Here is a 23,566-nt window from a genome sequence, read left to right on the forward strand (position 1 = left end):
CCCGGGCGTCCCCGGGAGCCGGCCGTCCCACCTCTCGGCCCAGTCGCGGCCGGGGTCGCTGTCCCCTGCTGGCCGGCCGCGGCACCCGCGCACGGTCCCACGGTGCCGCGCTCCCCGGCGGGCCGGGGCGGCGGCGCCACGTGCGCCGGTGGACTGGGGTGAAGCTCCACGCGTGGTCCTGCAGTCCGTACGGCGGTGCCCCCGGTCGGGGGCGGTGGCGGCGCGTCTGGCGGACGCGGCGCGGCCGTCCGGTCGTCAGAAGCAACGAAGCGCGGCCCCGCCCGGTCACGGTCCTTTGGACGTGCAGACGAGTGAAACCGGACAGCCCGGTAGAATCGGTGTTCAGACACCCACACCCGTCCGCCGCCGCAGCCCCGCCCGGGGCGGCGGTTCAGCGCGACACCTCGATACCGCTGCCGGAAGGCCGTCTGTGTCCTCTGCAATTCCCGTCCAGTCCGTGCCGGACAACGACACCGTCCTGGTGGTCGACTTCGGTGCCCAGTACGCCCAGCTCATCGCCCGTCGGGTGCGTGAGGCCCGGGTCTACAGCGAGATCGTGCCGAGCAGCATGCCGGTCGCCGAGATGCTCGCCAAGAACCCCAAGGCGATCATCCTCTCCGGCGGTCCGTCGTCGGTCTACGAAGAGGGTGCGCCGCAGCTCGACCGCGCGATCTTCGAGGCCGGTGTCCCGGTCTTCGGCATGTGCTACGGCTTCCAGCTGATGGCCAAGACGCTGGGCGGCACCGTCGACAACAACGGCGCCCGCGAGTACGGCCGCACCCCGCTGACGGTCTCCCGCACCGGCTCGACCCTGTTCGAGGGCGTCCCGGCGCAGCACTCGGTCTGGATGTCGCACGGCGACGCCTGCTCCGCCGCCCCGGAGGGCTTCACCGTCACCGCCTCCACCGACCTGGTTCCGGTCGCGGCGTTCGAGAACGACGAGGCCCGTCTGTACGGCGTCCAGTACCACCCCGAGGTGCTGCACTCCGACCACGGCCAGCTGATCCTGGAGCACTTCCTCTACCGCGGCGCCGGCATCGCCCCGACCTGGACCACCGGCAGCGTGGTCGAGGAGCAGATCGCCCTGATCCGCGAGCAGGTCGGCGACAAGCGCGCGATCTGCGGCCTGTCCGGCGGTGTGGACTCCGCGGTCGCCGCGGCCCTGGTCAACAAGGCCATCGGCGACCGGCTGACCTGCGTCTACGTCGACCACGGCCTGATGCGCAAGGGCGAGACCGAGCAGGTCGAGAAGGACTTCGTGGCCGCCACCGGCGTCCAGCTGAAGGTCGTCGACGCCTCCGAGCGCTTCCTGAACGCGCTGAAGGGGGTCACCGACCCCGAGGAGAAGCGCAAGATCATCGGCCGCGAGTTCATCCGGGTCTTCGAGCAGGCCCAGGCCGAGATCGTCGCCGAGGCCGGCGCGCACGGCGAGTCGGTCGACTTCCTGGTCCAGGGCACCCTGTACCCGGACGTGGTGGAGTCCGGCGGCGGCACCGGCACCGCCAACATCAAGTCCCACCACAACGTCGGCGGCCTGCCCGAGGACCTCCAGTTCCAGCTGGTCGAGCCGCTGCGCAAGCTGTTCAAGGACGAGGTCCGGATGGTCGGCCAGGAGCTCGGCCTGCCGGAGGAGATCGTCCAGCGCCAGCCGTTCCCGGGCCCGGGCCTGGGCATCCGGATCGTCGGCGAGGTCACCAAGGAGCGCCTGGACCTGCTCCGCGACGCCGACGCGATCGCCCGCGAGGAGCTGACCGCGGCCGGTCTGGACCGCGAGATCTGGCAGTGCCCGGTCGTGCTGCTCGCCGACGTGCGCAGCGTGGGCGTGCAGGGCGACGGCCGCACCTACGGTCACCCGATCGTGCTGCGCCCGGTCTCGTCCGAGGACGCCATGACCGCCGACTGGTCGCGCCTGCCGTACGACGTGCTGGCCCGGATCTCCACCCGGATCACCAACGAGGTCCGCGACGTGAACCGCGTCGTCGTCGACGTCACCAGCAAGCCGCCGGGCACCATCGAGTGGGAGTAGCACTCCCGCACCGCCAGGGCCTGTCCGGCCGCGCCGTCGTTCCCGTGTACGGGAGCGGCGGCGCGGCCGTTCGTTCCCCCGGTGGGGAGTTCGCGGCCCCCGGGTGGGACCTCCCACCGAAAGCGTGCAGGAGCGGGCAGAATGCGGACCGGACCTGTCAGGGAGTGGCAGGCCGTGAGGGAAGGTGTGAGGGATGTCGGAGGTCAGCAGCTCCGAGGCGGTCGACGGGGGAGCGGCCGAGCGGGCCGACCGGGCGGCGCAGCGGAGGGCGTTCGCGTCCCGGTACGCGCTGCTGCCGCTGCGGCTGTTCCTCGGCGTCACCTTCGTCTACGCGGCCCTGGACAAGCTGTCCGACGCCCACTTCCTGGCCGGCGCCGGCGATCCGGCCTCCTTCGTCTCGCAGACCCGGGCGGCCGAGGCCGGCGGCAGTCCGATCGCCTTCCTGCTCGGGCCGGCCCTGGACGCGCCCACGCTGTCCGCGCTGGCCGTCGCCTTCGGTGAGCTGGCGGTCGGCCTCGGCACCCTGGTCGGCCTGTGGGGCCGGGTCGCGGCGCTCGGCGGCGCGCTGATCAACCTGAGCCTGTGGCTGACCGTCAGCTGGAACGTGTCGCCGTACTACCTCGGCAACGACCTCGGCTACCTGATGGCCTGGACGCCGCTGCTGCTGGCCGGTACGCCGTACCTGTCGGTGGACGGCTACCTGGCCCGGCGGGCCGGTCGGGACCGCGCGCGGGGGCTGACCGAGGAGCACGTCAAGCGCCGGGCGCTGGTGGACGGCGGGATCGCGGCGGTCGCGATCGGCGGTGCCGGGCTGCTGGCCGGCTCGCTGACCCGCACCTTCGGCCGGGGCAGGCAGGCCGCGCCCAAGGAGTCCGCGGCCCCGGCCCCCGGCACCACGGCGTCCGGTCCCGCGGCGCCCGCCCCCACGGTGGCCGCGGCGAGCGTGCCGGTCGGCGGTTCGGCCCAGGTCAAGGACCCGGCCACCGGGGACGCCGTCTACATCGTGCAGCCCAAGGCCGGCCAGTACTGCGCCTTCTCCTCGGTGTGCACCCACTCCGGCTGCGCGGTCGACGCGCCGAAGAACGGCCAGTTCCACTGCCCCTGCCACGGCTCCCGCTTCGACGCCGCGACCGGCGCCGTGGTCAACGGACCCGCCGTCAAGCCGCTGCCCAGGTACGGCGTAGGCAAGGACGGCGACAAGCTGACCCTGGGCCCGCTGCAGAGCTGAGCCCGCGGGGGCCGCCCTACTCCTCGCGGTCCGGCTTGCCCCGGCGGGCCACCGCGGCGACCGCGCCGGCCAGGCCTCCGACGCCGAGCACGATGAAGGTGACCGGGACGACGATCCGTCCGTTCACCGACCGGTCGTTGAGCGCGGCGACCAGGTAGAGCAGCGCGATCACGGTGAACAGGCCGCCCGCGATCAGCGAGAACAGGTCGAGCCGGTGCTTCCTCACTGCTGGACCACCTTGATGTCGCCGAGGCCGAGGCCGAGTTGGAGATCGAGCGTGCCCTTGGACGGCTGACCGCCCACGGGGTCGATCCGGTACACGTGTCGTCCGGTGCCGTCCCGGCGGTCGCCGGGGACGCTGACGTTGCCCAGGCCGACCCGGGCCACCAGGTTCACCGTGACGTTCGGCGGCACGGTGACCGCCAGCTCGCCGGCGCCCAGGTCGACCTCGGTGGTGAGGGTGCTCCCGGCCGGGTCGAGCCGGGAGAGGTCCAGCCGGACGTCGCCGGCGCCGAGGTTGTAGCGGTCCTTCAGGTCGGCGGCCGAGCCGACCGTCCAGGTGCGGTCGCCGATGGCGTCCTGCACGGTGTGCGGCGCGTGGCCGGCGAAGGCCAGCGCCAGGGTGGTCAGCAGGCCCAGCACGGCGAGCCTGCGGGCCCGGCCGAACCTGGCGGCCAGCAGCAGCGTGAGGCCGATCACCAGCAGCCCGGTGGCCAGCACGACGGTGCTCAGCTTGGTGACGTCGGTGTGGCCGACCGAGGCGGACCAGACCGCGGTGGCAGCGCCGATCGCCAGCAGGAAGCCGAAGAAGCCGAGCGGCGAGCGCTCCCTCGGCGGCCGGACGGCGGCCGGCTCGCGGCGGCGCTCCGGGCGCTCCTTGCGCAGCGGGTCGCCCTCCGGCAGGTCCGTGCGCTGCCACCAGGCCTGCGCCGGGCCGCCGGGCGGCGGCACCTTGGTGCCGTACGCGGGCGTGGGACCGGCCGGGTCGGCCGCGCCGTACGGGTTGCGCTCGGGGTGGCGGGGGTCCCACAGGTAGCCGCTGGGGCCGGGGGCGGGGGAGTCGGCGGGGGCGGTCCCGGCGGCCTGGGCGGCGGCGTGCCGGGCCCGGGCGGCCTCGTCCTGCGGGTGGCCGTGGCCGTCGTGGTCGGGGAAGTAGCGGTCGTAGGGGCCGCCGTGGCGGCGTCCGCGGCCCCGGCCGCGGCGGCGCTCGGGGTCGTACCGCACCGCCATGAAGACCAGGCCGCCGAGCAGCAGCAGCGGGAACAGCTGGTCGCCGTCGCCCATCGAGGAGAAGAACACCCCGGTGCCGATGACGGTCAGCAGCACCGCGCCGATCGACTGGCCGTCGACCCGGCCGGTCAGCACCCGCTGGAGCTCGGTGCGCCCGCCGCGGCCCTTGCCGTCGGCGCCGTCCTCGGTCGGGACGATCAGCCAGGCCAGGCCGTACAGGAAGAGCCCGAGGCCGCCGGAGAGGCAGAGCACCACGGTGACCACCCGGAACACCACCGGGTCGATGTCCAGGTGCCGCCCGAGCCCGCCGCAGACGCCGGCCACCACGCGGTGGTGCTCGGTCCTGGTCAGCGGGGGGCGTTCCGGTTCCGGCGGGGCGGTGGGCCCGGCCTCCTGGATGCGGTGGTCCTCGGTCATGGGCACCATCCTTCCGGCAGGGGGCGGGCGGGCCCAACCGGGTACGGCCCTGCCCGTACCCTGACTTGTCCCTGATAAGCGTGGGGGCAACACCCTGATGCGCCCGAAGGCGCCCGCGTGGAACCATCGGTGGCGTGGCAGCACCCGGTACCGATCCCCGCCCCCTCGCCCCCGACGCCGCGGCGTCGGCCGGCGCCGACCCCAACGTGCCCGACGGCGGGCGCCCGCCGTACCGGCGGCTCTACCGCAGCCCGCAGGGACGGATGCTGGGCGGCGTCGCGAACGGCCTGGCGGTGCACCTCGGCCTGCCGGTCCGCTGGGTGCGGCTGGCCTTCGTACTGCTCTTCTTCGCCCAGGGGATCGGCGCGCTGCTGTACGCGGCGTTCTGGTTCGTGGTGCCGATCGGCATCGGCGAGCCCTCCCAGCGCGGCGGCACCCACTGGGTGAACGTCAACGGCGTCTACATCCCGACCTCACCCTGGCTGCGGCCGGGCACGCCGCTGACCAAGCCCGGCGGCGGCTGGATCGGCCGGCTGCGCGTACTGCTCCAGCACGCGTTGCAGGGAGAGCCGGTCACCGCGGCCCCCGCGGTCGGGGGCGAGGACGAGACCGGGACGCGGCCCGCCGCCAAGGCCGGGCAGGGCGGCATCGGCCAGCTCGCCGCCCTGGTCATGGTCGTGATCGGCCTGATCGCCCTGCTGAACGTGCTCGGCTGGCAGACCGCCAAGCCGTACACCTGGCCGCTGCTGGCGATCGGCGTCGGCGTCGCGCTGGTCTGGCGGCAGGCCGACGACTCGCGCTGGCAGCGCTGGTTCGGCATGGAGGGCGAGAAGCGGCGCAGCGCCTACACCCGGGTCGGCGCCGGCGTGCTGCTCGCGGTGGCCGGCACCATCGCGCTGCTCGCGATGCAGGGCAGCGGCTCCACCCTCGGCTCGGTGGTCCAGGCCTCGCTGGCCGTGCTGGCCGGGGTGCTGGTGCTGCTCGGCCCGTACGGCCTGAGGCTGTGGCAGGACCTCGGTGCCGAGCGCACCGCCCGCATCCGCGCCCAGGAGCGCGCCGAGATCGCCGCGCACATCCACGACTCGGTGCTGCACACCCTCACCCTGATCCAGCGTCGGGCCGAGGACCCCAAGGAGGTGCTGCGCCTGGCCCGCTCCCAGGAGCGCGAGCTGCGGCTGTGGCTGTACCGCCCCGAGGCCGCCGCCGAGGCCGCGCCGGACACCATGGCGGAGACCCTGCGGGCCGCCGTCGCCGAGGTCGAGGACCGGCACGGAGTCCCGGTCGAGCTGGTGATCGTCGGCGACTGCCCGATGGACGAGAAGATCGCGGCACAGATGCAGGCCGCGAGGGAGGCGACCGTCAACGCGGCCAAGTACGGTGGCGGGGGACCGGTCCAGGTCTACGCCGAGGTCGAGGGGAGGACGGTGTCGGTGTTCGTCCGCGACCACGGCCCCGGCTTCGACCCCGACACGGTGCCCGAGGACCGGATGGGCGTACGGGAGTCGATCATCGGCCGGATGAAGCGCCACGGCGGCACCGCTCGGGTGCGGCCGGCGGCGGGCGGCGGCACCGAGGTCGAGCTGGAGATGGAGAGAACGAATGACTGAGGCAGCGCCGGAGCGCACGGCGAGGGTCGTCCTGGTGGACGACCACCGGATGTTCCGGACGGGGGTCAGGGCCGAGATAGGCCGCACCGAGGTGACCGGCATCGACGTGGTGGGCGAGGCCGACGACGTGGACTCGGCGGTCCGCGTGGTCGCCGAGACCAGGCCGGACGTGGTGCTGCTCGACGTCCACCTGCCCGGCGGCGGCGGCGTCGAGGTGCTGCGCCGCTCGGTCGGCGTGATGGGCGAGCAGGGAGGGGTGAAGTTCCTGGCGCTGTCGGTCTCGGACGCGGCCGAGGACGTCATCGGCGTCATCCGCGGCGGCGCGCGCGGCTACGTCACCAAGACCATCACCGGCACCGACCTGGTGGACGCGATCTTCCGGATCGCCGACGGCGACGCGGTCTTCTCGCCCCGGCTGGCCGGCTTCGTGCTGGACGCCTTCGCCGCCACCGACACCCCGCCGGTGGACGAGGACCTGGACCGCCTCACCCAGCGCGAGCGCGAGGTGCTCCGGCTGATCGCCCGCGGCTACGCCTACAAGGAGATCGCCAAGCAGCTCTTCATCTCGGTGAAGACCGTCGAGAGCCACGTCTCCGCCGTCCTGCGCAAGCTCCAGCTCAGCAACCGCCACGAGCTCACCCGCTGGGCCACCGCCCGCCGCCTGGTCTGATCCCTCTCCGCCGAGCCCGTCCGTCCCGGATTCCCCGGGACGGACGGGCTTGTCGGTGGGTGGCCATAGACTCGATGTGCCATGAGTAGCCTCTTTGACGACCTCCCGCTCCCCGGTTTCGAGGCACCCGCCGCCGGGTCGAAGCAGCCCGCCGTGCCCGCCGACGCGATCGACGAGGAGCCCCCGCCGTACGAGGACGAGGTCCCGTACGACGCGTACGAGGAGGCGATCCCGGAGGGGCTGTTCCACACCGACCACGCCGCGGAGGCCGCGCGGGACGCCTGGTACCGCAACGGCGCCGCCCGTACGGTGGTCGACCCGGCGCAGCTGCTGGAGGGGATGAACGACCCGCAGCGCGAGGCCGTCCTGCACGCCGGCTCGCCGCTGCTGATCGTGGCCGGCGCGGGCTCCGGCAAGACCCGGGTGCTGACCCACCGGATCGCCCACCTGCTGGGCGCCCGCGGGGTGCAGCCGGGCGAGATCCTGGCGATCACCTTCACCAACAAGGCGGCCGGCGAGATGCGTGAGCGCGTCGAGGCGCTGGTCGGCCCGCGCGCCCGGGCGATGTGGGTGTCCACCTTCCACAGCGCGTGCGTGCGCATCCTGCGCCGCGAGTCCAAGCAACTGGGCTTCACCTCCAGCTTCTCGATCTACGACTCGGCCGACTCCCAGCGGCTGATGTCGCTGGTCTGCCGCGACCTCGACCTGGACCCGAAGCAGTTCCCGCCGAAGTCCTTCACGGCGAAGGTCAGCAACCTCAAGAACGAGCTGATCGACGAGGAGACCTTCGCCGACCAGGCCGCCAACCCGATGGAGAAGAAGCTCGCCGAGGCGTACGCGCTCTACCAGCGGCGGCTGCGCGAGGCCAACGCGCTGGACTTCGACGACATCATCATGACGACGGTGAACCTGCTGCAGGCCTTCCCGGACGTCGCCGAGCACTACCGCCGCCGGTTCCGGCACATCCTGGTCGACGAGTACCAGGACACCAACCACGCCCAGTACATGCTGGTCCGGGAGCTGAGCGGCGGATCCGTCGCGACCGCGCCCCGGCGCACCGCGGACGGGGACTTCGTGAACCCGGCCGCCGGGCGGCTGGCCGAGGTGCCGCCGGCCGAGCTGTGCGTGGTCGGTGACGCGGACCAGTCGATCTACGCCTTCCGCGGCGCGACCATCCGCAACATCCTCCAGTTCGAGGAGGACTACCCGAACGCGACCACGATCCTGCTGGAGCAGAACTACCGCTCCACCCAGACCATCCTGAGCGCCGCCAACGCCGTGATCGAGCGCAACGCCAACCGGCGCGAGAAGAAGCTCTGGACGGCCGGCGAGCACGGCGAGAAGGTCATCGGCTACGTCGCGGACGACGAGCACGGCGAGGCCCAGTTCGTCGCCGACGAGATCGACCGGCTCACCGACAAGGGCGAGGCCAGGCCCGGCGACGTCGCGATCTTCTACCGCACCAACGCCCAGTCCCGCGTGTTCGAGGAGGTGTTCATCCGGGTCGGCCTGCCGTACAAGGTGGTCGGCGGGGTGCGCTTCTACGAGCGCAAGGAGGTCCGGGACGTCCTGGCGTACCTGCGGGTGCTCTCCAACCCGGAGGACACCGTGCCGCTGCGCCGCATCCTCAACGTGCCCAAGCGCGGCATCGGCGAGCGGGCCGAGGCGATGATCGACGCGCTGGCAGCACGGGAGCGGATCTCCTTCGCCCAGGCGCTGGTGCGGGTGGACGAGGCGTACGGGATGGCCGCGCGTTCGGCCAACGCGGTCAAGAAGTTCAACACCCTGATGGCCGGGCTGCGCCAGGTCGTCGAGTCGGGCGCGGGCCCGGCGGCGGTGCTGGAGGCCGTCCTGGAGGAGACCGGCTACCTGGCCGAGCTCCAGGCGTCCACCGACCCGCAGGACGAGACCCGGGTGGAGAACCTCCAGGAGCTGGCCTCGGTGGCGCTGGAGTACGAGCAGGACCCGGGCGAGCGCCCGGACGCCGGCGAGGACGGCGCGCCGCCGGTCGGCTCGCTGGCCGACTTCCTGGAGCGGGTCGCGCTGGTCGCCGACTCGGACCAGCTCCCGGACGAGGACGAGGAGGGTCAGGGCGTCATCACGATGATGACCCTGCACACCGCCAAGGGCCTGGAGTTCCCGGTGGTCTTCCTGACCGGCATGGAGGACGGGATCTTCCCGCACATGCGGGCGCTCAACCAGGTCAAGGAGCTGGAGGAGGAGCGCCGGCTCGCGTACGTGGGACTCACCCGGGCCCGCGAGCGGCTCTACCTGACCCGCTCGGTGCTGCGCAGCGCCTGGGGACAGCCGGCCTACAACCCGGCCTCGCGCTTCCTGGAGGAGATCCCGGAGACGCTGGTCGAGTGGAAGCGGACGGGGGCCGCGCAGGCGCCGGTCCAGCGCGGCTTCTCCTCGGGCTCGTCCTGGGGCAAGTCCTCGTCCGGGGGCGGGAGTTCGCGTTCCGCCGGGTCCTCGGCGGCTTCGCCGAAGGCGGGCTGGGGGCAGTCGGCGCGGCGCACCGGCAAGGTCGTGGACCGCGAGGTCGTCGCGCTCGCGGTCGGCGACCGGGTCACCCACGACACCTTCGGGCTGGGCACGGTGACGGGCGTGACGGGTGTCGGCGACAACGCGCAGGCCGAGGTGGACTTCGGCTCCGGCGGCCGCAAGCGGCTGGTCCTGCGCTACGCGCCGGTCGAGAAGCTCTGACCGGCGCCGGCGGGGATCCGGGGGACGGGCCCTAACGCGGGTCCAGTCCGTTCGAGAGGAACCAGGGCAGCGGGTCGACCGGCCCGCTGCCCGGCGGCCGGATCTCGAAGTGCAGGTGCGGTCCGGTGCTGTTGCCGCTGCTGCCGACGTACGCGATCACGTCGCCCTGCTTCACCGGCCCCTTGCGGACCTTGTACGCCCGCAGGTGGCACATCCACGCCTCGGTGCCGTCCGGCATCTTCAGTATCGACATGTAGCCGTAGAACGGGTTCCACTGCGTCCGGATCGTGCCGTCGGTGACGGCGTACACCTCGGAGCCGCCGTCGACCGGGAAGTCGATGCCGGTGTGACGGTTCATCCAGTGGGTGCCGGCGGCGCCGAACAGTTCGCCGAGGCCGTGCTGGGCGACCGGCATGACCACCTTGGGCTTGGCCGGTTCGGCCGTCGGCTGGGCGGTCGGGGTGGCGGTGGGCTGTCCGTCGCCGGGCTGGGCGCCGCTCAGCGGCTGTCGGGCGTCGCCGCGGGAGGCCTGGGCGGCCCGGTCGGCGTCGGCCTGCCGGGCCGCCTGCTGCGTGGCCGTCGGGTCGGGGGCGTCGGCCGCCGAGGCCTGCGCGGGCACCTGGTCGGCCTGCTCCTGCACCACCGTGACCCCCGCCGCCCCCGCGACCCCGAGCGCGGCCACCGACGGGACGGCGACCCGGAACAGCGCGGCCCGGGTGGCCGCCCTGGCGGCGCCGCGGCGCTGGGCACGGGACTGCTCGCGGGCGGCGAGGCGCAGCTCCGCACGGGTCGGACGGGCGGCTGCTTCGGGAGCCATCGGGGGCTGCCTCCTCGGTGGGCCTCGGGCACGTCATCGTGTGAGGTGAACAGCGGTGACTGTAGTCCCAGGCCCGATGCCCCGGAAAAACCGCCGGTTGTCAAGGGGGCGGGCGGGGGGCGCGCCGACTCTGTACGGCGGGTCCGCGGAGAGGTGTACCCACTGGTAGCAAGGCCTGCGGCTGTGACTTTGCCCTCCTCTTGGGAGGCGGCGCGGCCAACCGGGCCGGGTGGCGCTAATCTCCCCTCAGGTTGGTTGGTTATCGAGCGTTAACCGCGTCAACCGCACCCGTGGGCCCACGAGGTCCGGTCGGATGATGGACGACGAGGTCCAGGAGGCAGTGATGAGTGTGTCGGGGCCGATCCGTGTGGTGGTCGCCAAGCCGGGACTCGACGGTCACGACCGTGGTGCCAAGGTCATCGCGCGCGCCCTGCGCGACGCCGGCATGGAGGTCATCTACACCGGGCTGCACCAGACGCCCGAGCAGGTGGTCGACACCGCGATCCAGGAGGACGCGGACGGCATCGGGCTGTCGATCCTGTCCGGCGCCCACATGACGCTGTGCGCCCGGGTGCTGGAGCTGCTGAAGGAGCGCGACGCGGCGGACATCAAGGTCTTCTGCGGGGGGATCATCCCGGACGAGGACATCGCCGAGCTCAAGGCGATGGGCGTCGCGGACATCTTCACCCCGGGCACGCCCACCCGGGACGTGGTCGCCTGGGTCGAGGCCAACCTGCGCGCGGCCGGCTGACCGACCCCAGCCGTCGAGCGAGCCGGTCCTGGTGCGGACCGGCCCGCTCGGTCCCTCTCGGCCGCTCTGTTCTCAGCTGCCTCGTTCTCAGCTGCCCTGTTCGCGGCTGCCCTGTTCTCGGCCCGTCAGTTCGTCCAGCATCGCGGCCCGGAACCGCAGGGTCCCGGCCAGCCGGGCGAAGGTCTCCGACCAGGCCGATTCGGGCGAGGCCCCGGCGGCCAGCTCCTCCACCGCGGCGGCCGTCTCCGGGGCGAGCGCGCGTTCCGTCATCCCGAGCACCCCGCTGTGGCTCCACGGGTAGGCACCGGAGGCCGCGGCCCGGGCCAGCGCCCTCACCACCGCGGTGGACAGCGGCGGCGTCCACGGGGTCGCGCAGGCGCCGAGCAGCTGGAAGGCGTCGCCCAGGCCGTGCACCTCGATGAAGGCGGCCGTCCAGGCGGCCCGCTCCTCGGGCGGCAGCACGGCCAGCAGCTTGGACGGGGCACCGGTGACGCGCGCGCCCCGGGCCCGGCCGCTGCCACGGACCGGCGGGACGGGCGCCGGGCCGAGCAGCGCCCTTGCCCAGTCGGCGTCGTGCTGGCGCACGGCGGCGCGCGCCCAGGCCTCGCGCAGGTCGTCGGCCCAGCTGCTGCTGGTCTCGTCCACGCTGTCGCCGACCCGCAGGGCGAGCAGCTGCTCGGGCGTCATCCCGGTGCTCTCCGCCCAGACCGCCAGCGGTGCGGCGGCCACCACCTCACCGAACCACCAGGCCCGTTCGCCGCGCCCGGTGGGGGACTTGGGGGCGATGCCGTCGCGTTGCATCCCCTCGTCGCACTCGACGGGCGGAGTGACCAGCAGGTGGGTGCCGCCGTCGGCCAGCCGGACGGCGGCGCGGGCCCGCCCCGCCATCCGTCGGGCGAGCGCCGAGGTGGGCAGGGTGGAGAGCAGTTCGGCGGCGGTGGCGCGGACGTTCTTGCTGCGGTCGCCCAGGGCGGCCTCCAGGAAGGGCTCGTCGGCGGGGGAGAGACCGTCCTGCAGGGCGTCCAGGAAGAGCAGCCGGTCCTCGGCGCGCTCGGTGGCCCAGGTGCTGCGCAGCAGTTCCAGCCCGGCGGCCGGATCCCGGCGGCGCAGCAGGGTGAGGTGGGTGACCCGCTCGGCGAACAGACCCTCGTGCCACAGCCGGTGGTCGGAGGGGTCGTCCGGCCGGTGGTCCGGCTCGGGGGCGGCGGTGCGCAGCACGAACCGCCAGTCCGGGTTCTGCGAGGCCAGCCAGCGGCCCAGCGGACCGGCCAGCGCGACGGCGTCGCCGCGCAGTTCGCTGCGCGCGCGGGCGGCGTCGAGCAGCGCGGGTATCAGCGCGGCGGGCGGCCGCAGGCCCTCGGACCGGGCGGTGGTGAGCCACTGCGGCAGCAGCTCGGCCAGGTTGGCCAGGGTGCCGCCGGCACCGCCGCTGCCGCCGGTGCGCCCGGCCAGGAGGACGGCCAGCCGGCGGGCGGCGGCCTCCGGCATCTCGGGGCGGGGGTCCTCGGGCGCGGGCGGCCCGGGCGGCCCGGCGGCCGGTACGGGCAGGGCACCGGCGCGGCGGCGCACGGTGGCGAGCGCGGCCAGCTCCAGCAGCGCGGTGGCCGGGTCGGACGGGTCCACGGCCTCGGCGAGCGGCAGCGCGGTGGCCGGGAGCGGGCGCCGGTCGGTGCCGAGCAGGGCACTGGTCCGCAGGGGCTCCCACGGGTCCTGGGTGATCGTCATTCTGGGCTCTCCTATGCCGAAGTGAGGCCGACCGGGCGGTGCTCGGCGGACCAGGCCGTGACGGGGGCGAAGCCCTGGTGCCCGTACTCCCCGAAGACCGTCAGCGGGCGGCCGGTGGAGACCGCGACCAGCCGCCACAGCGCCGCCTCCGGGACGGCCGAGGGGCGGACGGCAACGGTGTGGTGGCCGTCCGTCAGGTGCCAGCCGTCCGGGGTGCGGACCGGGACGACCCCGGCGAGCACGGTCGGCCAGCTGTCCAGCCACGGGTCGTCGGCCACCGCGGTGCCGTACCCGGCGACCGCCTCGGCGACGGTGAGTCCGGCGGGCGGGGCGGCCGGGCCGGGCTCGGGGGCGCCGTAGCGGGTGCCGAGCGCGGCGCGCAGCGGGCGGGCGCCGGGGTGGTAGGCGAGTTCGGCCTCCAGCAGGTGGCCGGTGGGCAGGGCGAGGTCGGGGGCCTGGCCGGGGCGGCCGAAGGCCAGCAGCAGGGCGGGGCGCCCGGTCTTGGCGCCGCGCAGCCAGACCCGGCGGGTGGTGAGCCGCTCGTCGGAGCCCCCCTCCATCGGCACGGTGCGGCTGCCGAGCACCAGCCAGCGGTCCCGGACGGTCGGCCCGGCGAGCACCTCGGCGGCGTCCACGGTGTAGCCGACCCGGGCGCGGACGGTGGCGGCCAGCTCGGGCGGCAGCTCGTCGATCCGGGTGGCGGCGGTGGCCAGCAGGTGGAGCATCGCGTACTCCTCCAGCATCCGCTCCTCCGGGAGGGTGTCCAACTCCCTGACCCGGGTGGCCAGTCCGGAGGCCTGGGCGTCGACCATCCGGGCCGCGACCTCCTCCCACGGCCCGGCCGTGGACCGGTCGGCGAGGCCGTGCCGGATCCGGTCGGCCAGGCGCAGCCGCAGCTCGGCCGCCCCGGCCGCGACCCGGGCGCCGCGCCGTTCGGCCCGGCGGCGGGCGGCCTCCGGGTCGGCCGGGGGTGCCGCGCGCTTCTCGGCGCGCTCGCGGCGGGCCAGGAGCCACTCGGCCGCCCAGTCGGCGGGCTCGCCGGCCGGCACGGCATCGGGGGCGCCGCTCCACAGCAGGAGGAGCCCGAGCGCGTGCTTGCACGGGAACTTCCGGCTGGGGCAGCTGCACTGGTAGGCGGGCGTGGCGAGTTCGATCACGGTGCGGTACGGCGTGCGGCCGCTGCCCCGGCACTCGCCCCAGAGTGCGGCGCCGTCGGTGCCCGTCCCGGACCAGGGCGCGGCCGAGGACAGCTTGCCCGCGGCCTTCTGCGACGCGGCGTCAGGCGCCAGGGACAGGACGTGTTCGGTGCTCCAGCGTTCCTCCATGCGACCGACGGTAGGCGGGGGCACTGACAGCGGCTGACTGCCCGTCCGGAGCCGGGCCGGCCGTTGTCAGTGGCACGTTGCAAGGTGGTTCCCACAGGCCGGGACGCCGACCTGGCTCCCCCCGACGACCTTGCCGCCCGGGCATCCGTGTGCCCGGTGGCCGACCCGAAGGAGCCCCCGATGACCGACGTTCTGCGGCAGCACGCCGAGGACGCCTTCGCCGGTGAACTGGCCGCGCTGGCCGCCCAGGACGACCGTCCGCGCCCGGAGCGCTGGAAGCTCTCGCCGTGGGCCGTGGCGACGTACCTGCTCGGCGGCGAGCTGCCGGACGGCACCCGGATCACCCCCAAGTACATCGGCCCGCGCCGGATCGTCGAGGTCGCCGTCACCACCCTGGCGACGGACCGGGCGCTGCTGCTGCTCGGCGTGCCCGGCACCGCGAAGACCTGGGTGTCCGAGCACCTGGCGGCCGCGATCAGCGGTGATTCCACGCTGCTGGTGCAGGGCACCGCCGGGACCCCGGAGGAGGCCGTCCGGTACGGCTGGAACTACGCCCAGCTGCTCGCCCACGGTCCCAGCCGGGACGCCCTGGTGCCCTCGCCGCTGATGCGGGCAATGGCGGACGGCAAGCTCGCCCGGGTCGAGGAGCTCACCCGCATCCCGGCCGACGTGCAGGACAGTCTGATCACCATCCTGTCCGAGAAGACGCTGCCGGTACCGGAGCTGGGCGGCGAGACCCAGGCCGTGCGCGGCTTCAACGTGATCGCCACCGCCAACGACCGCGACCGCGGCGTCAACGAGCTGTCCAGCGCGCTGCGCCGCCGCTTCAACACCGTGGTGCTGCCGCTGCCGGGCTCGCTGGACGAGGAGGTCGACATCGTCACCCGCCGGGTCAACCAGCTCGGCCGCTCCCTCGACCTGCCCGAACTGCCGGGCGGAGCCGAGGAGATCAGGCGCGTGGTGACGGTCTTCCGCGAGCTGCGGGCGGGCCTCACGGTGGACGGCCGGACGAAGGTCAAGACCCCGAGCGGCACCCTCTCCACCGCCGAGGCGATCTCGGTGGTGACCAACGGCCTGGCCCTGGCCACCCACTTCGGCGACGGCGTGCTGCGCGCCGGGGACGTGACGGCCGGCATCCTCGGCGCCGTCGTCAGCGACCCGGTCGCCGACCGGGCGGTGTGGCGCGAGTACGTCGAAGGGGTGGTGCGCGAGCGCGACGGCTGGAAGGACTTCTACCGCGCCGCCCGCGAGGTGACGGCGTGAACGGAGCCCAGGTCGCCCTGCTGGGCATCCGGCACCACGGCCCGGGCTCGGCCCGGGCGGTGGCCGCCGCACTGGCGCAGTGGCGGCCGGACGCGGTGCTGATCGAGGGCCCGGCGGAGGCCGACGCCGTCGTCCACCTCGCCGCCGGGAAGGACCTGGTGCCGCCGGTCGCGCTGCTCGCCCACGCGGTGGACGACCCGGCGAAGGCCGCGTTCTGGCCGTACGCCGAGTTCTCCCCGGAGTGGGTCGCGATCCGCCACGCCGTGGACCACGACCTGCCGGTCCGCTTCATCGACCTGCCCGCCGGGTACGGCTTCGCTCCGTTCACGGACGGCGACGGCGACGGCGACGACGAGGGCGAGGGCGACCGGGGCGGGAGCGAGGGCGGCGGCGACGCGGCCGGCCCCGGCGAACTGCCGGCCGACCCACTGGCGCTGCTCGCCGAGGCCGCCGGTCACGACGACCCGGAGCGCTGGTGGGAGGACGTGGTCGAGCACCGCGCCCCCGGCGCGGACGCGCTGGCGCCGTTCGCCGCCGTCGCCGAGGCGATGGGCGCGCTGCGCGCCGAGGGGCTCGGCGAGTCCCGCCGGGACCGGCTGCGCGAGGCCCACATGCGCCAGCAGATCCGCGCCGCCCGCCGCGCCGGGCACCGCCGGATCGCCGTGGTCTGCGGGGCCTTCCACGTCCCCGCGCTGGAGACGATGCCGACGGTCGCCCACGACCGGGCGCTGCTCGCCGGCCTGCCGAGGAGGACCCGGGTGGACATCACCTGGATCCCGTGGACGCACCGCCGGCTCTCCCAGGGCACCGGCTACGGCGCGGGCATCCAGTCGCCCGGCTGGTACCACCACCTGTTCACCGCCGAGGGCGACCCGGTGCCGCGCTGGCTCACCCGGGCCGCCGAGCTGCTGCGCGCCGAGGACCATCCGGTCTCCTCCGCCCATGTGATCGAGGCGGTCCGGCTCGCCGAGACCCTGGCGGTGCTGCGCGGCCGCCCGCTCGCCGGGCTGACCGAGACCCTGGACGCCGTCCGGGCGGTGCTCTGCGAGGGATCGGACGTCGCCCTGGAGCTCGTCCGGGAGCGCCTGGTGGTCGGCGACGCGCTCGGCGAAGTGCCGGACACCGCACCGGCGGTGCCGCTCCAGCGCGACCTGGCCCGACTGCAGCGCTCGCTGCGGCTCAGGCCCGGGGCCGCGCCCCGGGACCTCGACCTCGACCTGCGCAAGGACACCGACGCAGCCCGCTCGCGACTGCTGCACCGGCTTCGGCTGCTGGGCGTCGAGTGGGGCGTGCCGGCCCGCTCGACGGTCAACTCCACCGGGACGTTCCGGGAGAGCTGGCGGCTGTGCTGGCAGCCGGAGTTCGCGGTCCGGATCGCCGAGGCCGCCCAGTGGGGCACCACCGTCGAGGAGGCCGCCGTCAACAAGGCGGTCGGCACCGCCCGGGCCGCGGTCGAACTCGCCGAGCTGACCGGCCTGGTGGAGACCTGCCTGCTGGCCGGGCTGTCCGGCGCGCTGCCCGCCGTGATGCGGGTGCTCGCCGACTGCGCGGCCCTGGACACCGACGTGGCGCACCTGGCGGGCGCGCTGCCCGCGCTCGTCCGCGCGCTGCGCTACGGCGACGTGCGGGGCACCGACCACGGGGCGTTGGCCGGGGCCGCGGCGGGCCTGGCCGAACGGGTCTGCGTCGGACTGCCGACCGCCTGCGTCGGGCTGGACGCCGGGAGCGCGGCGGCGATGCGTGCCCGGATCGACGAGGTGCACGGCGCGATCGCCCTGCTGGACCCGGACACGCCCACCGAGAACGGCACGGAGGCCGACACCGGCGGCCTGGCCGGCCGCTGGGCCGCCGCCCTGGGCTCGCTGGCCCGCCGCGAGCCCGCCGGCGGACCGGCCACCGGCGCCCCCGGGCTGCTGCGCGGCCGCGCCGTCCGGTTGCTGCTGGACGACGGCCGGTTGGACTCCGAGGAGGCCGGCCGGCGGCTGGGCCTGGTGCTGTCCGTCGCCAACGCCCCGGCGGACGCGGCCGGTTGGGTCGAGGGCTTCCTCTCCGGCGGCGGTGCCCTGCTGCTGCACGACCCCCGGCTGCCGGCCCTGCTGGACGAGTGGCTCGGCGGGGTCGGCGACGAGGTGTTCACCGACGTGCTGCCGTTGCTGCGGCGCACCTTCGCCGGGCTGGAGGCGGGCGTGCGCACCACCATCGGCGCCCGGGTGGCGTCCGGTCCGCTCGGCGCGGTCCCGGCGGCCCCCGAGGCGGCCGGCGAACTCGACCGGGAGCGCGCCGACGCGGCCGTTCCGGTGCTGGCCCTGCTGTTCGGCGCCCGCCCGGAGATCCCCCGCCGGCCCGCCGGCCGCAACACGTGACCCCGGTCGAAGTCGAAGGAGAGGACGAGATGGCGACCACGACCGACGAACGGCTGCGCCGCTGGCGCCTGGTGCTCGGCGGCGAGGCCGACGGCACCGGCTGCACCCTGCGCGGCCGCGACGCCGCGATGGACGGCGCCCTCGCCGCGCTCTACCGGGGCGCCCCCGACGAGGGTGCTCGTACGGGCCGCGGCGGCCGCCGCAGCGCCGGGCTGGGCGGCTCGGCCCCGCAGGTGGCCCGCTGGCTGGGCGACATCCGGGAGTACTTCCCGTCCACCGTCGTCCAGCTGATGCAGCAGGACGCGATCACCAGGCTCGGCCTGGACCGGCTGCTGCTGGAGCCGGAGATGCTGGAGGCCGTCGAACCGGACGTGCACCTGGTCGGCACCCTGCTGTCGCTCAAGCACGCCCTGCCCGAGACCACCCGGGAGACCGCCCGCGCCGTGGTCGGCAAGGTGGTCGCCGACCTGGAACGCCGGCTCGCCGACCGGACCAGGGCCACCCTGGGCGGCGCCCTCGACCGCAGCGCCCGGGTGAACCGGCCGCGCCACCGGGACATCGACTGGGACCGGACGATCCGGGCCAACCTGAAGAACTACCTGCCCGAGCACGGCACCGTGGTGCCCGAGCGGCTGGTCGGCTACGCCCGGGCCCGGCGCGCGGTGAAGAAGGACGTCATCCTCTGCGTCGACCAGTCCGGCTCGATGGCGCCCTCGGTCGTCCACTCCGCGGTGTTCGGCGCGGTGCTCTCCTCGATGCGCACCCTGGACACCCGGCTGGTCGTCTTCGACACCTCGGTGGTCGACCTCACCGAGCAGCTCACCGACCCGGTGGACGTGCTGTTCGCCACCCAGCTCGGCGGCGGCACGGACATCAACCGCGCGCTCGCCTACTGCCAGTCGAAGATCACCCGGCCGTCCGAGACGATCGTGGTGCTGATCAGCGACCTGTACGAGGGCGGCATCCGGGACGGCATGCTGCGGCGGGTCGCCGCGATGAAGGCGGCCGGCGTCCAGTTCATCGCCCTGCTCGCGCTCTCCGACGAGGGTGCGCCGGCCTACGACCACGCCCACGCCGCGGCCCTGGCCGCGCTCGGCGCCCCGGCCTTCGCCTGCACCCCGGACGTCTTCCCGGAGATCATGGCGGCGGCGATCGAGAAGCGTCCGATCCCTCAGCACCTGGTCAAGGGCGTCGACCGGGGGGAGACGCAACTTCACTCGAACGTGTGAATCGCTCGCGCGCCGGGCCGCGGTTCCGTCCGGCGCCCACGGGGCGATCTGTGACGGTTCTCACCCAAGCCGGGCAGGCCCCGGGCGGAACACGCCCGTCCCACGGGGATAACCTGCCAGACGGACGTGACGCGCGTGTTGATTGACGTGTGCGCCCGTGGCTGTGTGGGCCGCAAGGCCGTACCTCTGCGTACCCGCACCGCCCCGACGACCCGCAGCGAAGATCCTGCCGTGGCACGCTCGTAGAGACACAATCCGCGACCACGAACAAGGACAAACACGTGGACCTGTTCGAGTACCAGGCGAGGGACCTCTTCGCCAAGCACGGCGTGCCCGTGCTTGACGGCGATGTCATCGAGACCGCCGCAGACGCTGCCGCCATCGCGGAGCGCTTCGGCGGCCGTGCCGTCGTCAAGGCTCAGGTGAAGGTGGGTGGCCGAGGCAAGGCCGGTGGCGTCAAGCTCGCCGCCGACCCGGCCGACGCCGTCGCCAAGGCCGAGCAGATCCTCGGCATGGACATCAAGGGCCACACCGTTCACAAGGTGATGCTGGCCCAGACCGCGGACATCAAGGACGAGTACTACGTCTCGTTCCTGCTGGACCGCACCAACCGCACCTTCCTGGCGATGGCCAGCGTCGAGGGCGGCGTGGAGATCGAGGTCGTCGCCGAGCAGAACCCCGACGCGCTCGCCAAGATCCCGGTCGACGCCAACGAGGGCTGCACCCCGGAGAAGGCCGCCGAGATCGTCGCCGCGGCGAAGTTCCCGGCCGAGGTCGCCGACCAGGTCGCCGAGGTCCTGCAGAAGCTGTGGAAGGTCTTCATCGCCGAGGACGCCCTCCTCGTCGAGGTCAACCCGCTGATCAAGTCCGGTGACGGCAAGATCATCGCGCTCGACGGCAAGGTCTCCCTGGACGAGAACGCCGACTTCCGCCAGCCCGAGCACGAGGCCCTGGAGGACAAGGCCGCGGCCAACCCGCTGGAGGCCGCCGCCAAGGCCAAGGGCCTGAACTACGTCAAGCTCGACGGCCAGGTCGGCATCATCGGCAACGGCGCGGGCCTCGTCATGAGCACCCTCGACGTGGTCGCCTACGCCGGTGAGAAGCACGGCGGCGTCAAGCCCGCCAACTTCCTCGACATCGGTGGCGGCGCGTCCGCCGAGGTCATGGCGAACGGCCTGGAGATCATCCTCGGCGACCCCGACGTCAAGTCGGTCTTCGTCAACGTCTTCGGTGGCATCACCGCCTGTGACGCGGTCGCCAACGGCATCGTGCAGGCCCTGGAGCTCCTCGCGAGCAAGGGCGAGAACGTCACCAAGCCGCTGGTCGTCCGTCTGGACGGCAACAACGCGGAGCTGGGTCGCAAGATCCTCGACGACGCCAACCACCCGCTGGTCCAGCGCGTGGACACCATGGACGGTGCGGCCGACCGCGCCGCCGAGCTGGCCAACAAGTAAGGAAGGGGACTTAACACCATGGCTATCTTCCTTACCAAGGACAGCAAGGTCATCGTCCAGGGCATGACCGGCGCCGAGGGCATGAAGCACACCCGCCGCATGCTCGCCTCCGGCACCCAGATCGTCGGCGGTGTCAACCCGCGCAAGGCCGGCACCACGGTCGACGTCGACGGCACCGAGATCCCGGTCTTCGGCTCCGTCGCCGAGGCCATGAAGGAGACCGGCGCCGACGTCTCGGTCCTCTTCGTGCCGCCGGCCTTCACCAAGGCCGCCGTCATCGAGGCCATCGACGCCGAGATCCCGCTGGCCGTCGTCATCACCGAGGGCGTTCCGGTGCACGACACCGCCGCCTTCTGGGCGTACGCCGGTTCGAAGGGCAACAAGACCCGGATCATCGGCCCGAACTGCCCCGGCCTGATCAGCCCCGGACAGTCGAACGCCGGCATCATCCCGGCCGACATCACCACCTCCGGCAAGATCGGTCTGGTCTCGAAGTCCGGCACCCTGACCTACCAGCTCATGTACGAGCTGCGCGACATCGGCTTCTCCTCGGCCGTGGGCATCGGCGGTGACCCGGTCATCGGGACCACCCACATCGACGCCCTCAAGGCCTTCCAGGAGGACCCGGAGACCGAGATCATCGTCATGATCGGTGAGATCGGTGGCGACGCCGAGGAGCGTGCCGCGGCCTACATCGCCGAGCACGTCACCAAGCCGGTCGTCGGCTACGTCGCGGGCTTCACCGCCCCCGAGGGCAAGACCATGGGCCACGCCGGCGCCATCGTCTCCGGCTCCTCGGGCACCGCCCAGGCGAAGAAGGAGGCCCTGGAGGCCGCCGGTGTCAAGGTCGGCAAGACGCCGTCCGAGACCGCCCGCCTGGCTCGCGAGATCATCGCCGGCTGACGCTCGTCACCCGCGCTGTGAGCGCCCCCGCCCCCCGTGGGCGGGGGCGCTCGCCGTTTCAGCGCCGGGGACCCGCGGCGCACGGCAGCGGGGACCACGCCGGACAGGCCGCCGGGTCCTGCTGCGGGGGCGGGGCCGCGCCCCGGGCCGCCACCGGCAGTTCCCAGCGCGCGATCGCCTGCGGCTGCCGGTCCGCCACCACCGCCTCCAGCCCCGGCGTCGGACTGCACCACAGACTGGTGATGCCGTTCGGGGCCCCGCCCGGCAGCAGCGGTACCCCGGGCTCCGGCACCGGCGCGTTCGGGGCCGGTACGCACAGCACCGGCACCGGCTGCTCCGGCCGCTGGAACAGCTCCGCCGGCCGCATCCCGGCGAGCGTCGCCAGCGCCGCCCCGCCCACCGCGGCCGTCAGCAGCACCGCCGCGCCCGTCCGGCTCGCCGTCCACAACCGGTGCCGGACCCGCAGCACCGGCACCGGCGCCCGGTGCGGCGCCGGGCAGCCCCGCACCGCCGCCCGGTGCAGCAGCCCGCTCAGGCCGTCCGCGAAGCCCGGCGCCTCGGGATCCGGGCCCACCAGCTCGGGCACCCACTGGGCCAGCGCCGCCCGGGCCGCCCACACCCGCCCCTCGGCCGCCGCCAGGGTCGACTCCACCTCCAGCGCGACCGCCGCCGCCGGCAGGCCCAGCCCGTCGTGCAGCACCAGCGCCCGCCGCTGCGGCCGCGACAGCCGCCGCAGTGCCTTCAGCAGGGCCTTGTCCCGGTCGGTCAGCCGGTCGTGGTCCGGCAGGACCGACTGCGCCTCGTCCGCCGGCCGGACCTGGATCCGCCGGTGCGGCAGGGTCCACGCGTGCGCCCGCCGCGGCCCGCCCCGACGCCACGGCGACAGCGCCAGCTCGCACGCCCGCACCCGCACCCACCCCTCCGGATCCCCCGACCCGACCACTCCGCCCCAGTCCCGCCGCGCCTCCCCGAAGGCCAGCCGCACGCAGTGCACCGCCCGGTGCCGGCACGCCGTCAGCAGGAACACCTGCTGCACCAGGCGGGTGTGCGCGTCCTCGTACAGCTCCTCGAAGTCCTCCGAGAGGTCCCGCCCGTTCCCCGCCTCGGTGAGCGCCCGACTGATCCGCTCCCGGGGGTCGGTGCTCCTGGGAACGACGCGGTCGGCGCGGACGGCGGCGGGGGCGGGGGCGGGGACGGGGGCGGGGGTCGGCTTCGGCACGGCCTCGGCCGCCTTCCCGGAGCCGGCGGGCCGGCTCTTCTTCGGGGTGGGGGCGGCGGGCCGGTCGGCGGAGGCCGACGGCGCCCCTCGCGTGGGCCCCGCCTTGCCGGCCCGCGTGCTCGGCGGGTCCTGCTTGCGCTCGGCCCGGGCCGGGCCCGGCCCGGGGGCGCCGCTGCCGCGGCGCGGGCGGTGCGCCCGTTCCCCGGCCGGACGGCCCGGGGCGGGGGCGGCAGTGGGGGAGGGCGTGGTGCCGCCGGTGTCGGCTTCCGCAGGGATCGGGGTCGGGGTGGTCTGGGTCATGCCGCTGCGTTCTCCCGGGGCTGTGGGGGCCACTCGCGTGCGGTTGGGGTCGGTGGGGCCGGCCGCGGGGCGCCTGCCCGGGCTGACGGAGGGTGCGGTTCTGAGGAGGGCGATGGCGGCGGCTTCGGTGGGACAGCCGAGTTTGCGCAGGGCCCGGTGGAGATAACTGCGGGCGGTCGTGCGGGTGACGCCGAGTGCGGCGGCCGTGTGGTCGAGGCCGTGGCCGGCGGCGAGGTGGGAGAGGGTTTCCGCCTCACGGGGGGTCAGCTTCCGCAGCGGATCGGGGACACGGGTGGGTGGCGTGGACATCAGACGCTCCGGGCCGGGGCGGCG

General features: G+C 74.5%; 17 protein-coding genes and 1 pseudogene. 12 read left to right on the forward strand and 6 right to left on the reverse strand.

Translation table 11 applies throughout. The features are described from left to right. Positions 1-457: 457 nt before the first annotated feature. The 3 genes and pseudogenes from guaA (at position 458) to ACIRVF_RS02980 (ending at position 3,254) form a co-directional block, all read left to right on the forward strand. On the forward strand, positions 458-2,026 hold the full coding sequence (gene guaA, locus ACIRVF_RS02970) for a glutamine-hydrolyzing GMP synthase (RefSeq protein WP_402812715.1): 1,569 nt from the start codon (positions 458-460) through the stop codon (positions 2,024-2,026). Between the two features lie 193 nt (positions 2,027-2,219). After that, positions 2,220-2,747: pseudogene (locus tag ACIRVF_RS02975) on the forward strand (DoxX family protein); the annotation flags it as partial. A gap of 222 nt (positions 2,748-2,969) precedes the next feature. Next, positions 2,970-3,254 (forward strand): ubiquinol-cytochrome c reductase iron-sulfur subunit, encoded by a 285-nt coding sequence (locus tag ACIRVF_RS02980; protein WP_402812983.1) that lies wholly within the window; start codon positions 2,970-2,972, stop codon positions 3,252-3,254. Positions 3,255-3,270: 16 nt separating this feature from the next. Here the strand turns inward: ACIRVF_RS02980 and ACIRVF_RS02985 are convergent, their stop codons facing one another. Beyond that, positions 3,271-3,480, reverse strand: a complete 210-nt coding sequence (locus ACIRVF_RS02985; protein WP_402812717.1) for a hypothetical protein — start codon at positions 3,478-3,480, stop codon at positions 3,271-3,273. Continuing rightward, a complete protein-coding gene (locus tag ACIRVF_RS02990; RefSeq protein WP_402812720.1) occupies positions 3,477-4,901 on the reverse strand; it encodes a PspC domain-containing protein in 1,425 nt (474 codons plus the stop codon). Before ACIRVF_RS02990 ends, ACIRVF_RS02985 begins: the two co-directional genes overlap by 4 nt. A gap of 263 nt (positions 4,902-5,164) precedes the next feature. Here ACIRVF_RS02990 and ACIRVF_RS02995 point away from each other — a divergent pair, with 263 nt between their 5' ends. The 3 genes from ACIRVF_RS02995 (at position 5,165) to pcrA (ending at position 9,884) form a co-directional block, all read left to right on the forward strand. Further along, positions 5,165-6,508: a PspC domain-containing protein gene (locus ACIRVF_RS02995; protein WP_402812986.1), complete on the forward strand. Its 1,344-nt coding sequence runs from the start codon at positions 5,165-5,167 to the stop codon at positions 6,506-6,508. Continuing rightward, positions 6,501-7,178, forward strand: coding sequence for a response regulator transcription factor (locus tag ACIRVF_RS03000; RefSeq protein ID WP_270146514.1), 678 nt, complete (start codon positions 6,501-6,503; stop codon positions 7,176-7,178). The genes ACIRVF_RS02995 and ACIRVF_RS03000 overlap by 8 nt, the downstream gene beginning before the upstream one ends. Before the next feature lie 81 nt (positions 7,179-7,259). Beyond that, positions 7,260-9,884, forward strand: a complete 2,625-nt coding sequence (gene pcrA / locus ACIRVF_RS03005) for a DNA helicase PcrA (RefSeq protein ID WP_402812723.1) — start codon at positions 7,260-7,262, stop codon at positions 9,882-9,884. Positions 9,885-9,915: 31 nt separating this feature from the next. Here the strand turns inward: pcrA and ACIRVF_RS03010 are convergent, their stop codons facing one another. Further along, the gene (locus ACIRVF_RS03010) at positions 9,916-10,701 is read right to left on the reverse strand and encodes a M23 family metallopeptidase (RefSeq protein ID WP_402812726.1); all 786 of its coding nucleotides are present in this window, start codon (positions 10,699-10,701) and stop codon (positions 9,916-9,918) included. 343 nt (positions 10,702-11,044) lie between these two features. Between ACIRVF_RS03010 and ACIRVF_RS03015 the strand changes: the two genes are divergently transcribed. Continuing rightward, a complete protein-coding gene (locus tag ACIRVF_RS03015) occupies positions 11,045-11,452 on the forward strand; it encodes a cobalamin B12-binding domain-containing protein (RefSeq protein ID WP_270146517.1) in 408 nt (135 codons plus the stop codon). Between the two features lie 87 nt (positions 11,453-11,539). On the opposite strand, the gene ACIRVF_RS03020 is transcribed toward ACIRVF_RS03015, so the two are convergent. Then, positions 11,540-13,177: a DUF5691 domain-containing protein gene (locus ACIRVF_RS03020; RefSeq protein ID WP_402812729.1), complete on the reverse strand. Its 1,638-nt coding sequence runs from the start codon at positions 13,175-13,177 to the stop codon at positions 11,540-11,542. Positions 13,178-13,188: 11 nt separating this feature from the next. Then, entirely contained in the window at positions 13,189-14,502 is a 1,314-nt protein-coding gene (locus ACIRVF_RS03025; protein ID WP_402812732.1) for an SWIM zinc finger family protein, read from the reverse strand. A gap of 180 nt (positions 14,503-14,682) precedes the next feature. Between ACIRVF_RS03025 and ACIRVF_RS03030 the strand changes: the two genes are divergently transcribed. The 5 genes from ACIRVF_RS03030 (at position 14,683) to sucD (ending at position 21,714) form a co-directional block, all read left to right on the forward strand. Continuing rightward, positions 14,683-15,765: an AAA family ATPase gene (locus tag ACIRVF_RS03030; RefSeq protein ID WP_402812735.1), complete on the forward strand. Its 1,083-nt coding sequence runs from the start codon at positions 14,683-14,685 to the stop codon at positions 15,763-15,765. Next, positions 15,762-18,128: a DUF5682 family protein gene (locus ACIRVF_RS03035; protein WP_402812738.1), complete on the forward strand. Its 2,367-nt coding sequence runs from the start codon at positions 15,762-15,764 to the stop codon at positions 18,126-18,128. The genes ACIRVF_RS03030 and ACIRVF_RS03035 overlap by 4 nt, the downstream gene beginning before the upstream one ends. Before the next feature lie 29 nt (positions 18,129-18,157). Next, positions 18,158-19,357, forward strand: coding sequence for a VWA domain-containing protein (locus tag ACIRVF_RS03040; protein WP_402812741.1), 1,200 nt, complete (start codon positions 18,158-18,160; stop codon positions 19,355-19,357). A gap of 281 nt (positions 19,358-19,638) precedes the next feature. Further along, complete coding sequence (gene sucC / locus ACIRVF_RS03045; protein ID WP_380421368.1) at positions 19,639-20,811, forward strand: ADP-forming succinate--CoA ligase subunit beta; 1,173 nt, start codon at positions 19,639-19,641, stop codon at positions 20,809-20,811. Positions 20,812-20,829: 18 nt separating this feature from the next. Next, entirely contained in the window at positions 20,830-21,714 is an 885-nt protein-coding gene (gene sucD, locus ACIRVF_RS03050; RefSeq protein WP_402812745.1) for a succinate--CoA ligase subunit alpha, read from the forward strand. Between the two features lie 58 nt (positions 21,715-21,772). Here sucD and ACIRVF_RS03055 read toward each other — a convergent pair whose 3' ends face one another. After that, positions 21,773-23,542 carry a LuxR C-terminal-related transcriptional regulator gene (locus ACIRVF_RS03055; RefSeq protein ID WP_402812747.1) on the reverse strand — a complete coding sequence of 590 codons (1,770 nt, stop codon included), beginning with the start codon at positions 23,540-23,542 and terminating at the stop codon, positions 21,773-21,775. Positions 23,543-23,566: the final 24 nt, after the last annotated feature.

Source organism: Kitasatospora sp. NPDC101157 (assembly GCF_044768255.1).
Taxonomy (GTDB): Bacteria; Actinomycetota; Actinomycetes; order Streptomycetales; family Streptomycetaceae; genus Kitasatospora.

Coding starts and splice junctions, on each gene's coding strand:
- ACIRVF_RS03025 (WP_402812732.1), bottom strand. CDS start 14,502: ATGGAGGAACGCTGGAGCACCGAACACGTCCTGTCCCTGGCGCCTGAC.
- sucD (WP_402812745.1), top strand. CDS start 20,830: ATGGCTATCTTCCTTACCAAGGACAGCAAGGTCATCGTCCAGGGCATG.
- ACIRVF_RS02990 (WP_402812720.1), bottom strand. CDS start 4,901: ATGACCGAGGACCACCGCATCCAGGAGGCCGGGCCCACCGCCCCGCCG.
- ACIRVF_RS03000 (WP_270146514.1), top strand. CDS start 6,501: ATGACTGAGGCAGCGCCGGAGCGCACGGCGAGGGTCGTCCTGGTGGAC.
- ACIRVF_RS03040 (WP_402812741.1), top strand. CDS start 18,158: ATGGCGACCACGACCGACGAACGGCTGCGCCGCTGGCGCCTGGTGCTC.
- ACIRVF_RS03020 (WP_402812729.1), bottom strand. CDS start 13,177: ATGACGATCACCCAGGACCCGTGGGAGCCCCTGCGGACCAGTGCCCTG.
- ACIRVF_RS03030 (WP_402812735.1), top strand. CDS start 14,683: ATGACCGACGTTCTGCGGCAGCACGCCGAGGACGCCTTCGCCGGTGAA.
- ACIRVF_RS02995 (WP_402812986.1), top strand. CDS start 5,165: ATGCTGGGCGGCGTCGCGAACGGCCTGGCGGTGCACCTCGGCCTGCCG.
- ACIRVF_RS03010 (WP_402812726.1), bottom strand. CDS start 10,701: ATGGCTCCCGAAGCAGCCGCCCGTCCGACCCGTGCGGAGCTGCGCCTC.
- ACIRVF_RS03015 (WP_270146517.1), top strand. CDS start 11,045: ATGAGTGTGTCGGGGCCGATCCGTGTGGTGGTCGCCAAGCCGGGACTC.
- pcrA (WP_402812723.1), top strand. CDS start 7,260: ATGAGTAGCCTCTTTGACGACCTCCCGCTCCCCGGTTTCGAGGCACCC.
- ACIRVF_RS03055 (WP_402812747.1), bottom strand. CDS start 23,542: ATGTCCACGCCACCCACCCGTGTCCCCGATCCGCTGCGGAAGCTGACC.